This is a genomic window from Microcoleus sp. A6-C6, from assembly GCF_036705955.1.
Lineage (GTDB): Bacteria > Cyanobacteriota > Cyanobacteriia > Cyanobacteriales > Microcoleaceae > Microcoleus.
On record NZ_JAUBVR010000032.1, the window covers coordinates 12,962 to 29,444 of the forward strand.

The window sequence follows — 16,483 nt, forward strand, 5'->3', positions numbered from 1 at the left end:
CCCAATTTCGGTGGGTGAGGCGAGTCGTAATATTAACGCTATTCATTCACTCACCATAATTCTAGATCACTTATGACTTTTTCTAAATCAATATTTTTAGTCATATCCTTCGGCAAATAATCAAAAACTTTCTCTAAAACTTCCATAGACACATTGTTTATCAACCAATCATCACTAGAATCATCCCCAAGATTCAAAAAATACTTTAAACGTTCCTCTATCGAATCCTTATCTCCTTTATCCACTTGTCCAACTCGCTCAAACCAATTCCCTTGGGAGTCTTTAAAGGAATTAGCATCAATACTACATATCTGATGCACTAAAGCCAATGAATTATGATCGAGACCATTTTTGCTAGTCGAGTTAATCGGATAGGCTGTTGGCAAACCTTTACAGGTTTCTTGGAAGGTTAAGGGAATCACCGTAAAAGTTTGTAGGCATTCAGCGTCATCTTGAAATTGGTCAATTTCCCAAAACAGATAATGATGCTCTCCCCGCAAAAATCTACTAGAATTAATTATCATGGTGCAATGAACAGTCTTGCATTCAATCTCCCCTGGTTCACTTAAATCATAAATGTGATTGTGATTGTGTAGGCAACGAAGAGATACTTTCTGGGGATCTACTAAATAAATCCAACCTTGACGAGGTGTTTTTCCAGCCACGTTATCACCCTAATTCATCGATTAACTTTTGTCTTTCTGTCTCAAGATTCAGCCTCACCACTTGCTCTAGTTGATGGCTATCTTTAACCTCAATCATTGGCGCAGTGCTGTACACATACTTTAGTAACTTCTGGATTTTATCCTGTCCTGATCCTGCCCATTCTCTGCGAATGTTGTCCAGCATTAGTTTTAGTCCTACAGGTAATTCTAAATCATCGACATTACCTGCTTCGGCACCAAGTCGGATAAATATGGTTTCTCCGACAGATTCTTGCACAATTGTTTTGCCATTCATTTGATTTAAGGCAACAATGATGTCTTCGTTCCAAGGGCTATAGTGATAATAACGCCAATTTAGCTCCGTAAGCTGTTTGTTTGTCCATTTGACAGAATAAAGGTCGGCCAAATACAAAAACTTGATTAATTGCGTTTTTGTAATGTGGCCTTTTGTGGCGAAAACAAAATACTTGATGAGGGTTTCTAGCATGGCTTTGATTGTTTGTAGGGTGCGTCGCTATAAAAATTCATGAATTCCATCGATAATCTCATTGCGACGCACTTTGCGACTGTTGGGAAAGAGTAAAAGAGAGGGTTGTTTATTCAACCGTTGAATAACCAAGGTGCGTCGCTGTGAGATTGTGGATTTTTATCGAGGGATTGTCGATCGCGACGCACCCTACGCACTGCGATTAAAGAAACCGGGTTTTTTGCAGAATTTACGTCTACAATGCGTCTTTTCGTGAAAAACCCGGTTTCTGGACACCCGCGCGCAAGTCCTGAATCGTACTTTAACGGTTACATCTTGCTGATAATTCTTTGCACGATTTCGACGCCTGTTACCGCTTGCCAGCCAAACAGCCCTAAGAGCCCCACATTCAGAAAGATGTGAGTGTATCTGGCAACATTGTTACCTTTTTGCATCAACGGAGTCAGAGAGGCTGAAATGGCAATTATTGCGGTCATTCCCAAGCCGGCTAGCAAGTGGGCTCCCACAAATAGTTTGCCGTTGTTGATGTAGGTGACGGCCATTCCGCCGATCGCCCCTGTTACCATCAAGGCTAGCAGCAAAGATCCCATCTGGTGATGCTTAATGTTGAATTTGCCCTTAATTAACTCTTTTTTGACCTCACCTTCGGCACTTCTGGTACGGCGGATTTGAACGCCGAGATACAAAGCATACAATGAGATTGCCAGCAATACCCACATTAAAACTGGGTGGAAGAATTGGCTCCAAACTTTTACTGACTCAGGAATTTCAAGATTCATGGTGTTCTCAGGATTTTTCAACTTACTTCATAAAACTTAGCATACCAGTCATGCCGTCTCATGCGACGGTAAAAATATACGGTATGAGAGACTATTATGCCTGCCACTAAACAAAACGCTGTATTGATTCAAGCTGCCAAGACTGGTAACATTATTCACGTCCAAGCTTTACTCGCTAAGGGTGTTGACGCTAACGCCAAAGACTCTGAGGGGACGACGGCTTTGATGTTTGCGGCCCAAAAGGGCTATACGGAAATTGTGCGTATTTTACTAAAAAATGACGCTAATGTCAACCTCGCGAGCAGGCGTTTTGGCCTGACGGCTTTGATGTTGGCTGCGGCTCACAAACAGGCTGATGTTATGCGGCTGTTGTTGGCTGCGGGTGCTGATGTTGACGCTAAAAATGATGATGGGAGTACGGCTTTGATGGCGGCTTCTCTCAAAGGCGATATCAATGTTGTGCGGCTTTTACTTGCTGCTAATGCTGATGTGAATGTGCGAGATCAAGATGGAGATTCGGCTCTGAAAATAGCTGCTTTGTCCGGGTACGAAGCTGTTGTTCAAGCTTTGGCTGATGCGGGTGCTATTGCTGATAATTCTATGTTGTTTTCAGCTATTAGTCAAGGTAGCGCGCAAATTCTCAGAATTTTGCTGAACTGCGCTGCGGATGTTAATCTTAAAAATCTACAGAGCAAAACTCCTTTAATGCAGGCTGCTACGGCGGACAATTTGGCTGTTGTTGAGGCGCTGCTAGCCGCTGGTGCTGATTTGGAAATTCGCGACAAAGAGGGCGAAACTGCTTTAACTTTGGCTGCGGATTGTGGCAATGTTGATGCGGTGCGAGCTTTGCTGGCTGCGGGTGCTAATCCGAATGTGAAAAGTGGAGATGGGGGCACGGCTTTGATGGCGGCGGCTGCTGGGGGAAATTTCGCGATCGCACATATATTACTAGATGCTGGCGCGGATATCAACGCTAAGGACAGAGATGACGAAACTGCGTTGAATTTTGCCGTGGTTGAAGGCTGCGAAGATGTGGTGGAATTGCTGTTAAACCGAGGTGCTAGTGTGGGTGCGAGAAATCGGTTGGGCGATACGCCTTTGCTGGTGGCGGCTGTTCACGGTCATAGTGCGATCGTATCAGCTTTGCTGCAAAAAGTAAACTCTAATCAGGCTGATTTCCTGAATGCTAAAAACTTTGGGGAGACGGCTTTGACTCTGGCTGCGTTTCACGGACATACTGAGACGGTGAAAGCCTTACTTGACGGCGGTGCAGATCCGAATATCCCGGCGGATTTGGGGAAAACTGCTTTAATGAAGGCGTGCGATCGCGGTTATTTGGCGATCGTCCAAATATTAGTCGAAAAAGGCGCAGATGTCAACTTGCTCGATGAGTCCGGCGCAACCGCTGTGATGTGGGCCGCCCATCGCGGTTATACTGATTTAGTCAAGATTTTAATCGCTGCTGGTGCAGAATTAAATCACAAAAATCCGGGCAATTATACAGCTTTAATGTTAGCTGAGTTTAAAGGTTATTCCACTGTGGTGAAATTGCTCAAAAATGCCGGAGCACAAGAGTAAATATAGCATCGCGGGAGACGTAAACGGCGGTTGAAACCGTACGTCCTATCTGAGGAAAATGCGGTGTCAATAAAAAAAATCATGTTAACCGTCCATTCTTCAACCCACGGAGGCGGGTTTTGTTTTTGTAGGCGCGGTTTCAACCGCCGTTTTATCTTGAAATTATCTGCGTTTATCTCCGTTTATCTGCCTTAAATCTGCGGTTGGGCTATTCATAAAATATTTATGCAACAAGTCTCAATCAGCTTTACGCACCCAGCCATTAATAGTAAAACGACTATCAGCAAAAGCTTTCGAGGGACAGCTAACTGTCAAAACTTCGTGCATATAGCGGCTTAGGAAAAATACGATGCTATTATTGCGAGGTTCCACGGTTCTGAATGTCTCATCTGCAACATAAAAATTGTTCTCGACTTTGCTATCGTAAATCAGCAATTCGCCACCTGAAAAAGCCTTCGGTTCTCGATTGAAATAATAAACGTAAGTAAAAAATCGGGTGGCGGTATCTGGTGAACCGCTATCGTTGTGAAGTTTATAAAAGTTGTTGTCATTGTGCAGAGTTAGCTGAGCTTCTATGTCACCAAGCGTAAATGATGGTAGATTTAATTTACGCAGCACATCGGGGAGAATTGCTTTGATGCGATTTACCATCAATTGCGAAAATTCGGGGAAGGAGTGGAGTACCATCGAACGTCGGTAATCTTCGGCATTTGTTGAGGTGCTGGTACTCACAAATTCCGATTCTTTTGCTAAAACATATTTGATGAGTTTGTTCTTTTCGGCGGCGGTGAGAAAGTTGTCAATTTGGGCGTATCGAGATATTAAGTCATCATTTACAGGCGCAGGGGCGGGAATTTTTGCGGGAATTTCTACAGGAATTTCTACAGGAATTTCTACGGGAATTGCTAGCTGCTGCGGCTGTATTTGCTGCAATAAAATTGGGGGTTCTGTGACTAATCCGACTAGGTGTTCGGCGGGAAAGGAAAGGCTGGAACGCCCGTCGTCTATGGGGATTTGGAATAAGGTTGAAAACCCTACTGTCTGTTGCGTGCGATCGACTAATGTTTTGACTAGGCTGTGCAATAATGGTGTGTCGGATTTGAGAATGACGGTGCACTGATGTCCGCCGGTGAGCAGGATTTTAACTTTTACGTCTTGGGGTTGAATTTGCTGTTGACTGTAAGTCATAATTTTTAAAGGACGCAATTTGGGAAGCAATTCTGGAAGGACACAACAGTGTTGTGTCCCTACTATAGGGTATTATTCCTAATGCAAGAAGTGGCGGATATCGGTAAACATCATTGTGATTCCGAGTTGGTTAGCCGCCTCAATGGAATCTTTATCGCGCATACTACCTCCCGGTTGGACGATCGCAATTATGCCAGCCTCAGCAGCCGTTTTTACCGAATCATCGAAGGGGAAGAAGCCGTCGCTGGCCAAAATCGCTCCTTTACTCTTCTCTCCCGCTTGTTCCAATGCTAGTTTAACCGATCCCACGCGGTTCATTTGTCCGGCGCCGATACCGATTGTAGTGCGATCGCGCGTTACAACGATCGCATTAGACTTAACGTGTTTCGCTACCTTCCAAGCAAACAGCAATTCTGCCAACTCTTCAGCCGTCGGCTGCTTCTCAGTAACTGCGCGCCATTTGCTAGTTTCTTCTACTACATTATCCGAGTCTTGCACCAGCAAACCGCCTGCGATTACTTTCACAGTTTGTGCTGGGCCTTGAGTCAAATCTGGCAAAATTAATACTCTAACTTTCGCCTTTTTCTTGATAATTGCTTCCGCTTCCGGTTCGCAGCCTGGGGCGACAATACACTCTAAAAATGTCTTAGTTAACGCCGTTGCGGTAGCAGCATCAATCGGGCGATTGAGGGCGACAATTCCACCGAAAGCTGAGACTGAATCAGTGTCAAAAGCTTTTTGATACGCTTCGGAAATAGTTTTTCCCAAGGCTGTGCCGCAAGGATTTGTATGCTTCAGAATAGCTGCGGCGGGAGTCTCCGGGAATTCTACAATCAGCCGCCTTGCTGCTTCTAAATCTACTAAATTATTGTAGCTTAATTCTTTGCCTTGCAGGATGGTGCTAGTTGTCCAGCCTGTGGGTGTAGTTCCGCTTTGATACCAGGTGGCCGCTTGGTGGGGATTTTCGCCGTAGCGGAGTGTTTGCAGCTTTGTTCCCGATACATTAAACTGTTCTGGTAGCTTCGATTCAGCCTCGGATTGGCTGCTGAGATAATTGGCGATCGCGCGATCGTAGTTTGCTGTATGTTCAAATGTTTCTAGCGCGCGCTCTTGCCGGAATTTTAAGGATGCTTCCCCGCCATTTTGCCGAAGTTCTGCTAAATAAGTATTGTACTGGTCAGGATTGCACAAAACTGTCAAATGAGCGTGGTTTTTAGCTGAAGCTCTCAGCATCGCCGGCCCGCCGATATCTATCTGTTCAATTGCGTCTGCTAGAGTAACTCCCGGTTTAGCAATTGTCTGTTCAAACGGATACAAATTCACTACAACTAGATCGATCGCCCGAATTTGATTTTCGGCTAAATCTGCGATATCTTGCGCTACATCGCGGCGCGCTAAAATACCTCCGTGGATTCGCGGATGAAGTGTTTTGACTCGCCCGCCCAAAATTTCGGGAGAACCAGTATATTCCGCAACTTTGGTGACGGGGATTCCCGCTTCTTTGAGGGCGCTTGCTGTCCCGCCGCTGCTAATTATGTCAAATTCAAATTCTTCTACTAGACTGCGCGCTAAGTCGATTAGCCCGGTTTTGTTGGATACGCTCAGAAGTGCTAGACGTGCCATTGGTTTGAAATTGCGATCGCAAAAATAGACAGGTTATATTCTATATCAAATCTGGCGGTAGGGGAATAATTTGGTAGTTTTTGACTATGATTACATTATCTAAAGATGACTTGGCTTGTTGGCAGCATATTTTTTTAGAAAATATTTTTTTTTGCAGTTGATTATAAATATTTATAACGGGCGCGTCGATCCTGTTAGATTGTCCGCTGTCAGCGGGATTGAAGCCATCTTTCCCCTTAACTGCCGTGTCCCGCGCCAGGGCCGATGCTGTTGAAATTACTTACTCAAGTGTAATAGATAATTCGATGGCGATCGCTCTAGAATCTTAAGGATATTTTAGGATTAATTATCAAATTGATGTGCTAGCATCGGTTATAAATTGTTCTATCCCTAAATTAGTGGAAAAATTGGGCGAGAGCGATATCTTAATAAAAAAATAGCAGGTTCAAATATGTTTTTTCAAGAAGCAGATTCAGAAAAGAAGCTCAGTAATATTAGCAGTAGGCCGAAACAAACTGCTAACAACCTCACCGATCGAACAAACTATCAAGAGATGCCCCAAAACATAACCGAGAATTCGACACAGACCAACATTTCAGAAGCTTACAGTCTGAGTTTGTGCGAAATGCAGCAGATGCAGCGAGCAATAGAACAGCTAAAGCAGGATTTGAAAGCTAGCGAATCTCGGTTTCGGAATGCGATCGAAAAGAATGCAGACGGCATGGCAATTGTCAACAAATTCGGACTTGTGTCTTTTGTAAACCAGTCAGCAGAAGCGCTGTTCAACTGCACAGCGGAGGAACTTTTAGGTCAAGAATTTTTTGGTGGTTTGCTAGTAGAATGTTCTGCTTGCGATCTGGAGATGAATGCAGATATTATTCCCCAAATTGGCAAAGTAGCTACAGCAGGAATTCGTGTCGTGCAAACAGAAGTTAAAGTTATTCGCAAGCAGCAAGAAAATGCTGTGGTAGAAATGCGGTTGGTGGAAACGGAATGGGAAGGAGAAATGGCTTATTTAGCGACGCTGCGGGACATTACCGATCGCAAGCGCGCCGAAGAAATACTTTGGTTGTACGATCGGGCTATGGCAGCTACCAGCACCGGAGTTACGATTTCTGACGCCACTAATCCCGAACATCCGATTATTTACTGCAATCCCGCCTTTGAAAACATGACAGGTTATCGGCGGCCAGAAATTCTCGGAAAAAACTGCCGATTTTTGTACGGAAGCGACACCGATCCCGCAGCAGTAGAAATAATTCGCCAAGCCTTACAAACAGAGAGCGAATGCAAGGTAATATTAAAGAATTACCGCAAAGACGGAACCGCTTTCTGGAATTGTTTCTCAATATCTCCGGTGCGCGATCGAACAGGCAAATTAACTCATTTTATCGGCGTACAGAGAGACATCACCGATCGCAAAAAAGCCGAGGAAGCCTTACAAAATTCCGAAGCACAAAGCAGAGAACAAGCAGCTAAACTAGCAGCAGCACTTGACGAACTCAAAGCGACTCATTCTCAATTAGTGCAGAGTGAAAAAATGTCTAGTTTAGGATTGCTCATTGCCGGAGTCGCTCACGAAATCAACAACCCCGTCAGCTTCATTCACGGCAATCTTGCTCACCTGAAAAATTATACTAGAGACTTGTTTAATTACCTCGAACTTTACCAACAACACTATCCCAATCCAGTTGCAGAAATTCAACAAAAAATAGAAGAGAATGAGCTCGATTTTTTAGTTGAAGATTTCCCCAAAATCGTATCTTCAATGAGCGTCGGTATCGAGCGGATTTGCCAGATTGTCCAGTCGTTGCAGAATTTTTCGCGGCACGACGATTCACAGATGAAACCCGTCAACCTCCATGAAGGTATTGACAGCACGCTGTTAATACTAAATCACCGTTTGAAAGGAAACGGTGAAATGCGGCCAATTGAAATTGTTAAAAAATACGGAAACTTACCGCCTGTGGAGTGTTTTGCGGGGCCGCTCAATCAAGTTTTTATGAATATTCTCAGCAATGCGATCGATGCTTTAGGTGATGGGAATAGTCAGCGAAGTTTTCAAGAAATGCGTGAGAATCCCAGCCAGATTAAGATTTGCACAGAAGTTACGGAGAATTTTGTAGAAATCAAAATTGCGGACAACGGGCCGGGAATCACTGAGGAAGTCAAGCAGCGCATATTCGATACATTTTTTACTACCAAACCCGTTGGTAAAGGCACGGGAATGGGTTTATCTATTAGCTATCAAATTATTGTAGAAAGACACAACGGCCAATTATATTGTACTTCGGAATTGGGCAAGGGCACGGAATTTATGATCAAAATGCCGATCGCACATTCGTGTAGTTACCCACAATAAAAATTGTTTGTAGATGCAGATGCAGACGGCGGTTGAAACCGCCGTCTGCATCTGGGGAATTAAAAAACCTCCACACCCTCCAACTTCTTCATAGTTTCAACCTTGGCATTAGCCGCTTCCCCGCAAGTTTTCGGCGTCGGAAACATCTTTCCAGGATTCGCCAAACCTTTCGGATTAAACACATGACGCACCCACTGCATCGTCTCCAAATCTACCTCCGAAAACATATCCGGCATAAAACACTTCTTATCAGCACCGATCCCGTGTTCCCCCGAAAGACTGCCGCCGACTTTCACGCACAGCCTGAGAATTTCTCCGCCCAATTCTTCCACCTTTTCCAGCGCACCTTTTACCGAGTTATCGTACAAAATCAGCGGGTGCAAATTCCCATCTCCCGCGTGAAATACATTCGCAATTCGGTAGCCGTATTTCTCGCTCAAACCCTCAATTTCTTTCAAAACATAAGCCATTTGCGTGCGCGGAATTACGCCGTCTTGCACATAATAATCCGGGCTGAGATGACCCGCCGCCGCAAAAGCAGCTTTCCGCCCTTTCCAAATTTTCAGCCGCGTTTCCAAGTCATGGGCCGTAGTGATATTTCGCGCTCCATTTTGCTTGCAAATATCAGCGATTCGCTGCTTATTCGTAGCAACTTCCACTTCTAAACCGTCTATTTCTATCAGTAAAATTGCCGCCGCATCGCGGGGATAACATCCTGTTGCTACTACATCTTCCACAGCATTGATGCTGATATTGTCCATGATTTCCATGCCGCCGGGAATAATCCCAGCGCTGATAATATCGGAAACCGATTCGCCCGCTGCTTCAATGCTGGGAAAATCCGCTAACAGAACACAAATCGATTCCGGCGCTTTCAGAATTCGCAGAGTCACTTCTGTAGCGATTCCTAAAGTGCCTTCGGAACCGACAAATACACCAGTTAAATCGTAACCGGGCATTTCGGGAATTTCGCCGCCGACATCGACAATTGAACCGTCAGGAAGTACCAATTTTAATCCTAAAACGTGATTGGTCGTGACTCCGTATTTGAGGCAGTGCACGCCGCCAGAATTTTCGGCAACGTTGCCGCCAATCGAGCATATAATTTGACTGGAAGGGTCAGGTGCATAGTAGAAACCTGCGCCGCTAACTGCTTGCGTTACCCAGTTATTAATTACTCCCGGTTGTACGACTACTTGCTGATTTTCTAAGTCTACTTTCAGGATTTTTCGCATCAGGGCTGTGACAATCAGCACGCAGTTTTCTACGGGTAAAGCGCCGCCGGAAAGCCCGGTTCCTGCGCCTCTAGCTACCCAGGGAATGGAATTGCGATCGCATATTTTGACCGCATTTGCCACTTCCTCGGTAGTTCGTGGCAATACCACCAGGGCGGGGCGCTGGCGGTAGCTGGCGAGTCCGTCGCACTCGTATACAATCAATTCTTCACGGCGCTGCACTACGCCGTTTTTGCCGACTACAGCCTCAAATTCTTTAATAACGGGTTTCCAGTTGCGTTCGGTTGCTACGGCTATCATTAGTAACTTAATTTTAAGGGTTGCAATACTGACACTGAGCTGGATCGGCAGTCTCTCGACCGTCGGGAAACAGTTCTTCTTTAGTATAACCGCAGTTTTTGCATTGATAAATTGTCGATCGCACTAACTGACTCGGAAAATAGCAAAGTCCGCAGGGCAACCCGATTTTCCTCTCAGCAATCTCGAATCCCGGCCAACCGCACTCCGGGCAGAATTGCTGGAATTTTTTAACTAAATCGAGAGTTGCATTTTGGATATTTTTCATCCGAGTTGGATTGTACATCGCCCGCATATCTGTTTCGACATGAACTCGACCAGTTGAAGACTTGTTTAAGCCGGCTGATACAGCATCAAAAAGTTGTTTTTCTGTCGTAATGCCCTTGACAATTTCACCATTACCGAGTCCTGCCTCGCCAACTATAACCACCATTCCGTGTTCGGGAAATCCAGCTTGTTTAGCAAAATTATCTGCTTCTTCTATACTCGAAACTAACTGGTGACTGTAATTAGTTTCCACCGACAAAGATTCACCGATTAGTTCTAGATTGTTGTCTCGATCTAATAAAATTACGATTTCTCTATTAGCTGCCAGATACGGCATCATTGGATGAGGGCCGAAAGTGCCTTCGCTAGCAAAAGCCAGAGTTTCGCCCGCAATCTCTAGAGCTTTTTCTGCTTTCAACCGTGCTGCTTCTATTTGAGTACCTAAACGTTTAACTTCTCTGGTGAAGGTGCCGAAGATGTCAGTATCAAAATCCGCAGGTACTAGGATTGTTACGCCTAATTCTCGTTCCAAAATAGGAGCAATCACCCGTTCTTTTTGGTGCATCGTAGCAAGAACAGCCGTGCGATTTATTAATAATTCACTGCAATTCACATACTCAGAAATATTCGACATAGAGCAGCATCATTTCATAACACAAGACTCAGATACACCCCGATAAATTTCAAATCTCAAATGGTATTAATTACCTCCAGCCACTCCCCCAGCTTGACCTCTGAGTACAAAAATTACTCCCGTCATAATTAGCCCCACGCCTACCAACCGCAGCGGTGGCAAAGGTTCATGGAATACAATTTTACCGCCCAAAACAGTAAACAAGTAACTAATTGACAGCAAAGGCGAGACTATGCTAATGTTGGCGCGAGACAAAACTACGATAAAGCCGATCGAAGAAACTGCATACAAACACAGGCCTGCAACTATCAAAGGCTGAGTTGCCATTGCGAGCACTTTTTCCACTAAATTAGCAGCGCCAATGGGCCCTAAGATTTTTGCTCCTGCTTTCAGACTAAATTGACCCACCACACTGCACAAAATAGCAGCGAGCAAAACCAGAAAAACGCCTCTATTCATAAGTTCACTAACCTATATTACTACAAGCAAAAATTGCCATTCCCAAAAACCTGGAAAACTTTAATTAAGTTTTGTTGAGTTTTCTTCACCACTAATAATTTAAGCATACATACTGGAAAAGTAAGTATTGTCGATCGCCAGCAACAGTAAAACAAACATATGGCAGAGCAGACCAACGCCAGCGGGGAATACACTCTCGAACTCTCGATACTCATGCCCTGCCTCAACGAAGCAGAAACTTTAGAAATCTGTATCGAGAAGGCGCAGAAGTCTCTGCGCGAACTTGATATTGCCGGCGAAGTAATCATAGCAGACAACGGCAGCACTGACGGTTCTCAAGATATCGCTACCAGAATGGGGGCGCGAGTCGTACCCGTAGCAGCCAAAGGCTACGGCAGCGCCCTGATGGGGGGCATCATCGCAGCGCGCGGAGTTTATATTATCATGGGCGACGCTGACGACAGCTACGACTTTTCCAACCTCGGCGCCTTTGTCGAAAAATTGCGGGGAGGCTGCGATTTAGTCATGGGAAACCGCTTTCAAGGAGGCATCAAACCGGGCGCAATGCCGCCGCTGCACAAATATTTAGGAAATCCGGTGCTGACATGGGTTGGGCAGTTATTCTTTGCAAGTCCCGCCGGGGATTTTCACTGCGGATTGCGGGGTTTTAGGAGAGACTCAATTTTGAAACTCGACTTGCAAACAACGGGTATGGAATTTGCCAGCGAAATGGTTGTCAAGGCATCTCTGTACAAGTTGGGAATCACTGAAGTCCCAACGGTACTCTCTCCCGACGGCCGCACCAGGCCACCGCACCTGCGAACTTGGCGAGATGGCTGGCGGCACCTCAGATTTTTGCTGCTGTACAGTCCCCGGTGGTTGTTTCTGTATCCCGGTGCAGCCCTGATGATTTTGGGTCTAATTGTTAGCATTTGGCTGTTGCCCGGTACTCAAAAAATCGGGAGTATCAACTTTGATGTAAATACACTGCTGTATGCTGCGATCGCAATTATCGTCGGTTTTCAAGCAGTAACTTTCGCCTTCTTCACCAAAGTTTTCGCCATCAGCGAGAAACTGCTACCCGAAGACCCCAAACTCAACAAAATATTTCGCTATGTCACCCTAGAGACAGGATTAATATTCGGAGTCACGCTAATATTAATCGGAATAGTTGGCTCGTTCTTGTCATTAACTATTTGGAGCGATACAGCTTTCGGTTCTCTAGACCCTTCTAAAACTCTCCGTTTAGTTATTCCTTCGCTCACTTGCCTGACAGTAGGTTTACAGATGGTTCTGTCCAGCTTTTTTCTCAGCGTGCTGGGCTTGAAGCGCAGATAAAATAATTAAATCTCAAATCTTGTTACAACTTTCATAAAGATGATTTGAATAGCTAAAAGGCTGTGTTAAATCTGTCGATAAAAATCAGGATTTACCCATGTTGCCAGTACATCCAAAACCTCAAATCCTATGACAGTAACCGAAAAAAACTCCAGCGAGTATATTGGCCCAAAACTAGGCGGTTTCGCAACTAAACTATCTTGGTACGCCCGCCAAAAAATGTTCGATTTGCTGATGGCATTAGCCAATCCCAGCGGCGACACAACTGTGCTGGATGTAGGAGTAACTTCCGACCGCCGCGAAGATTGCAATTTCTTTGAAAAACTCTATCCGTACCCTCAAAAAATTACCGCAGTCGGCATGGAAGATGCTGCCTTTTTAGAACAAGAATATCCCGGTTTAAAATACGTCCGTTCTGACGGGTTAACTTTACCATTTCCCGACAAAAGTTTTGATTTAGTCGTGAGTTTTGCCGTAATCGAACACGTCGGCAATAGGACTCAGCAAAAAGCTTTTATTCGGGAACTTTGCCGCGTCGGCAAAACTTGCTGCATCACCACTCCCAACCGCTGGTATCCAGTAGAATTTCACACTGCTGTTCCCCTAATACACTGGTTTCCCGCCTCTTGGTTTCGAGCTTTGTTGAGATTGCTCGGCAAGCACTTTTTCGCCAAAGAGGAGAATCTCAACCTTTTATCCGAGAAAGATGTGTTAAAGATGCTGCCAGCAGATGCTCAAGTTTCTACCAGACATTTCCGGCTTCTCGGTTTGATATCCAATCTGCTCTTTTATGTAAAAAATCCCATTTGATATCATGTCCGAGTTTATCTCGCAATACGCTTGGGATCAGAGATTCCAACAGGGAAAACCTATGAAAAATACACACTGCGATTGCTTCGTTCCTCTCTTCGGACAATCTTAAATGAACCGTATTGAGTTATCTCCTCGATACGGCGGTACTACCATATTACGGTTAATTGACCGGACATGATATAACACTTCGACTACGCGAACGTGCAAGCTGTCAACTGTCAACTGTCAACTGTCAACTCACTAGGCACTTTACTTGATCATTTAGTTCCCAAATCCAGCACAAAATTTTCTCCGTCTTCATAAAGTTTTTTTCGAGTTTTTGCAAGTTCCTGCACGTTATCCCGAAAGTCGTGAGAGAGTTGTGCTTGCAGTCGAAACCAAGATGACAATCCAGGCCCCGAAGTATCTACATCTGCGGGATGATTGAGACTCCAAGACGAATAAGCTATGTATCGAATAGATTTTGAAACTAAATAGTTTGCCAAGGCTTCAGGGCCTTTGAATGCAGGCATACCGGGAGGCAAACTCGCTCCCCCCGGCCAGTCTGCTAGGAAAATTTGATTGCGTTTGAAATCGAGGATAAAAGGTGCATCTAATCTTGTTAAAACTGTTTCTCCCTGTGGCACAGACTCCTGCATTGCTACGTACTGCGACTTTTGCTTTGCTGTAACTAACGATGGATTTGTTAGCCCAAATTGAATATTTTTCACATAAGCTGAATAAGTCTGTTTAGTGAGAGCCCAGTCATAGCTAATTGCCAACCCCGCACAAAATACAGCAACAATAAAAAAGTTGGCTACTCCGTTTTTATTTAATGCTCCCGTGTCGGTCATTGCTACCGTGATCAATATTAAAATTGCTGGGAAAAGGTGAGAAAACGAATAGCGAAAAGGGTCAGCATTTTCAGTAAGTATGCCTACAGCAATTGTCGCCAATCCCGCTGCAATTGTCATAGATAAAACTGCTTGGCGGTTCGAGAACGAGGGTTTTTCGGGTAAATTGCCAAAATTTAGAGGTCGGATGCTCAAGCTCAAACAGCCGAGCAATATCAGTATAATAATGTAAATGCCTCGGAAAGATGCGATCGCAGTTTTAGCAATACCCAATAGTGTCGAACCTGATTTGAAGGTAATGCCGTAGGCGGAGGCGTGATAGCCTTTTCCCAAAATAGGATACATTAAAGTGCCTGACGATTGATACATAGAAATCATCCAAGGCAACAGAAATATTCCGACTAACACTGTTGTCAGCACTAATTCAAGTACAATTTTTTGTTTTGATTGAGAGCTAAAAAAGGATAAAATGTAACTCGCTCCCAACAGAAAGACACAGGCGGGAATTAGGGATGATTTTAAGGCACAAAGTGCCGCACCAATTAAAGCTAATATACAAGCATTGGCCGCCCAATGGTTGCGCTCTATTTCTTTGCTATCAAGCGTCCTAAACAAACTTACAAATAATGCGACTGGCAGCATCATACTTGTAGTATTAGCTTTGGGAACTGCAATCAAAAGCAAGAATAAAATAGTGAATAAGATCCGTTTGGTTGAGGCTTTATTTTCTTTGAAAAATCCCAGAATTAGTCCGACAGTAATTATCAGGGGCAAAGCGGGGTCGATGAGGTTTAAATTAGTGTCGGAAAGCCCGCTTAAAATCAATGTATGGAGAAATGATTGCCCACCCAAAGATGTTATTCTTCGTTCGCTGAAAGGGTCTGGACCCATCGAACCGAGTTGCAGCATTTTGTGGGGAAATACTAAGTAGGCGTGGTAGTCGTCGCTGGTATTAAATCCGTCAGCATAGACCATGTTTGCAAAGTTGAGTCTACCTGTATAAAGCCATCCAGCATATTGGATTAAAATCAGTAGACTAACTATGGCAATGCCTGCTAAGATGATTTTATCTTGGCGGCATTCTTGAAATAGCTGCAAGATATTGCTAATAATTAATTGTCTATGATTTACTAAATCTACTAGACAGTAAATGAGTCCTAAACCTAAAAAAATTAGAATTGTGGTTTGGGAAATAGTCCAGGTTGCATTTAAGATGCCGCCAATTATAACGCTAAAAGCTAGACCCCAAGCGGCTCTTTGTCCCCAGTCAATTCGCTGGTTGGGAAACAGGATGTGGTTGAGGACTTTTCCCCAACCTATGAGGGATAGTAGCAGGCAAATACCGTAGGAAAATGAGATGAGGTATGACATCATTGCTCGTAGGAGTTTTATCTATTAAATAGTTAACTTTTGAAGTGATTAGTTGTCAAGTATTTGCGGTTTTGCTCTGGAGCGTTTTTGATTATACAATACGGTGTTATTATCGTCAATTTATTGTCAATACTTCGGACAGTTTTAGATCTAGTCGAGTGTCCGCAACCCAGACTGGCTATATTGTGGACTATTATTTCAAGGTTTAAGTGCAGCGCTAAGTTTCCTAAAATGCGTTAAAAATGGCAGGGCTTCCTCGCCCTCGGCTTACAGGGCCGTTAAAAAACTGTCCGAACTATTGTATTGTGGATTATTTATATTAATTAATGGTGGGAAAAAAGGCGGTTAATCGCTTGGGAATTTATTTTTAAGTTAGAGATGGGGAAGAAAAGACCGATCGCACACTCGAACACAAAAAAGTCGATCGCCCGAACAGCAATCTCCTCTGTTGTTTGATCGAGGGAAAGGCTAGCGGGGCGATCGCATTTTACTGATTTTCGTCGGCTGTTGAGTCTGCCGGATCAAAGCGATCCTCTTCGTTGGATTCGCCCTCG

Annotated in this window: 13 protein-coding genes; 4 read left to right on the forward strand and 9 right to left on the reverse strand. The window is 44.4% G+C overall.

Annotation, left to right across the window (positions count from 1 at the left end; translation table 11 throughout):
- Positions 1–50: 50 nt before the first annotated feature.
- The 3 genes from QUB52_RS14830 to QUB52_RS14840 all read right to left on the reverse strand — a co-directional run bounded on the left by QUB52_RS14830 (position 51) and on the right by QUB52_RS14840 (position 1,931).
- Complete coding sequence (locus QUB52_RS14830; RefSeq protein ID WP_332973411.1) at positions 51–665, reverse strand: type II toxin-antitoxin system PemK/MazF family toxin; 615 nt, start codon at positions 663–665, stop codon at positions 51–53.
- Between the two features lie 4 nt (positions 666–669).
- Complete coding sequence (locus QUB52_RS14835; RefSeq protein ID WP_332973412.1) at positions 670–1,152, reverse strand: type II toxin-antitoxin system antitoxin SocA domain-containing protein; 483 nt, start codon at positions 1,150–1,152, stop codon at positions 670–672.
- Positions 1,153–1,460: 308 nt separating this feature from the next.
- Positions 1,461–1,931 carry a DUF4079 domain-containing protein gene (locus QUB52_RS14840; RefSeq protein WP_265234209.1) on the reverse strand — a complete coding sequence of 157 codons (471 nt, stop codon included), beginning with the start codon at positions 1,929–1,931 and terminating at the stop codon, positions 1,461–1,463.
- A gap of 96 nt (positions 1,932–2,027) precedes the next feature.
- Here QUB52_RS14840 and QUB52_RS14845 point away from each other — a divergent pair, with 96 nt between their 5' ends.
- Entirely contained in the window at positions 2,028–3,509 is a 1,482-nt protein-coding gene (locus tag QUB52_RS14845) for an ankyrin repeat domain-containing protein (RefSeq protein ID WP_332973413.1), read from the forward strand.
- Positions 3,510–3,746: 237 nt separating this feature from the next.
- Here QUB52_RS14845 and QUB52_RS14850 read toward each other — a convergent pair whose 3' ends face one another.
- Both QUB52_RS14850 and purH read right to left on the reverse strand, forming a co-directional pair.
- The gene (locus tag QUB52_RS14850; protein ID WP_265234211.1) at positions 3,747–4,697 is read right to left on the reverse strand and encodes a 2OG-Fe(II) oxygenase; all 951 of its coding nucleotides are present in this window, start codon (positions 4,695–4,697) and stop codon (positions 3,747–3,749) included.
- Between the two features lie 78 nt (positions 4,698–4,775).
- Positions 4,776–6,320, reverse strand: a complete 1,545-nt coding sequence (gene purH / locus QUB52_RS14855) for a bifunctional phosphoribosylaminoimidazolecarboxamide formyltransferase/IMP cyclohydrolase (protein WP_332973414.1) — start codon at positions 6,318–6,320, stop codon at positions 4,776–4,778.
- A 451-nt stretch (positions 6,321–6,771) separates the two neighbouring features.
- On the opposite strand from purH, the gene QUB52_RS14860 reads away from it, so the two are divergent.
- A complete protein-coding gene (locus QUB52_RS14860) occupies positions 6,772–8,682 on the forward strand; it encodes a PAS domain S-box protein (RefSeq protein WP_332973415.1) in 1,911 nt (636 codons plus the stop codon).
- Positions 8,683–8,741: 59 nt separating this feature from the next.
- Here the strand turns inward: QUB52_RS14860 and glcD are convergent, their stop codons facing one another.
- The 3 genes from glcD to QUB52_RS14875 all read right to left on the reverse strand — a co-directional run bounded on the left by glcD (position 8,742) and on the right by QUB52_RS14875 (position 11,574).
- The gene (gene glcD / locus QUB52_RS14865) at positions 8,742–10,217 is read right to left on the reverse strand and encodes a glycolate oxidase subunit GlcD (protein WP_265234214.1); all 1,476 of its coding nucleotides are present in this window, start codon (positions 10,215–10,217) and stop codon (positions 8,742–8,744) included.
- Between the two features lie 13 nt (positions 10,218–10,230).
- A complete protein-coding gene (locus QUB52_RS14870; RefSeq protein ID WP_265234215.1) occupies positions 10,231–11,115 on the reverse strand; it encodes a DUF6671 family protein in 885 nt (294 codons plus the stop codon).
- A gap of 66 nt (positions 11,116–11,181) precedes the next feature.
- A complete protein-coding gene (locus tag QUB52_RS14875; protein WP_265234216.1) occupies positions 11,182–11,574 on the reverse strand; it encodes a transporter in 393 nt (130 codons plus the stop codon).
- A gap of 159 nt (positions 11,575–11,733) precedes the next feature.
- On the opposite strand from QUB52_RS14875, the gene QUB52_RS14880 reads away from it, so the two are divergent.
- Positions 11,734–12,912, forward strand: a complete 1,179-nt coding sequence (locus QUB52_RS14880) for a glycosyltransferase family 2 protein (RefSeq protein ID WP_332973416.1) — start codon at positions 11,734–11,736, stop codon at positions 12,910–12,912.
- Positions 12,913–13,041: 129 nt separating this feature from the next.
- On the forward strand, positions 13,042–13,722 hold the full coding sequence (locus QUB52_RS14885) for a class I SAM-dependent methyltransferase (RefSeq protein ID WP_332969848.1): 681 nt from the start codon (positions 13,042–13,044) through the stop codon (positions 13,720–13,722).
- A 260-nt stretch (positions 13,723–13,982) separates the two neighbouring features.
- Here QUB52_RS14885 and QUB52_RS14890 read toward each other — a convergent pair whose 3' ends face one another.
- Positions 13,983–15,932, reverse strand: coding sequence for a hypothetical protein (locus QUB52_RS14890; RefSeq protein WP_332973417.1), 1,950 nt, complete (start codon positions 15,930–15,932; stop codon positions 13,983–13,985).
- Positions 15,933–16,483 lie beyond the last annotated feature (551 nt).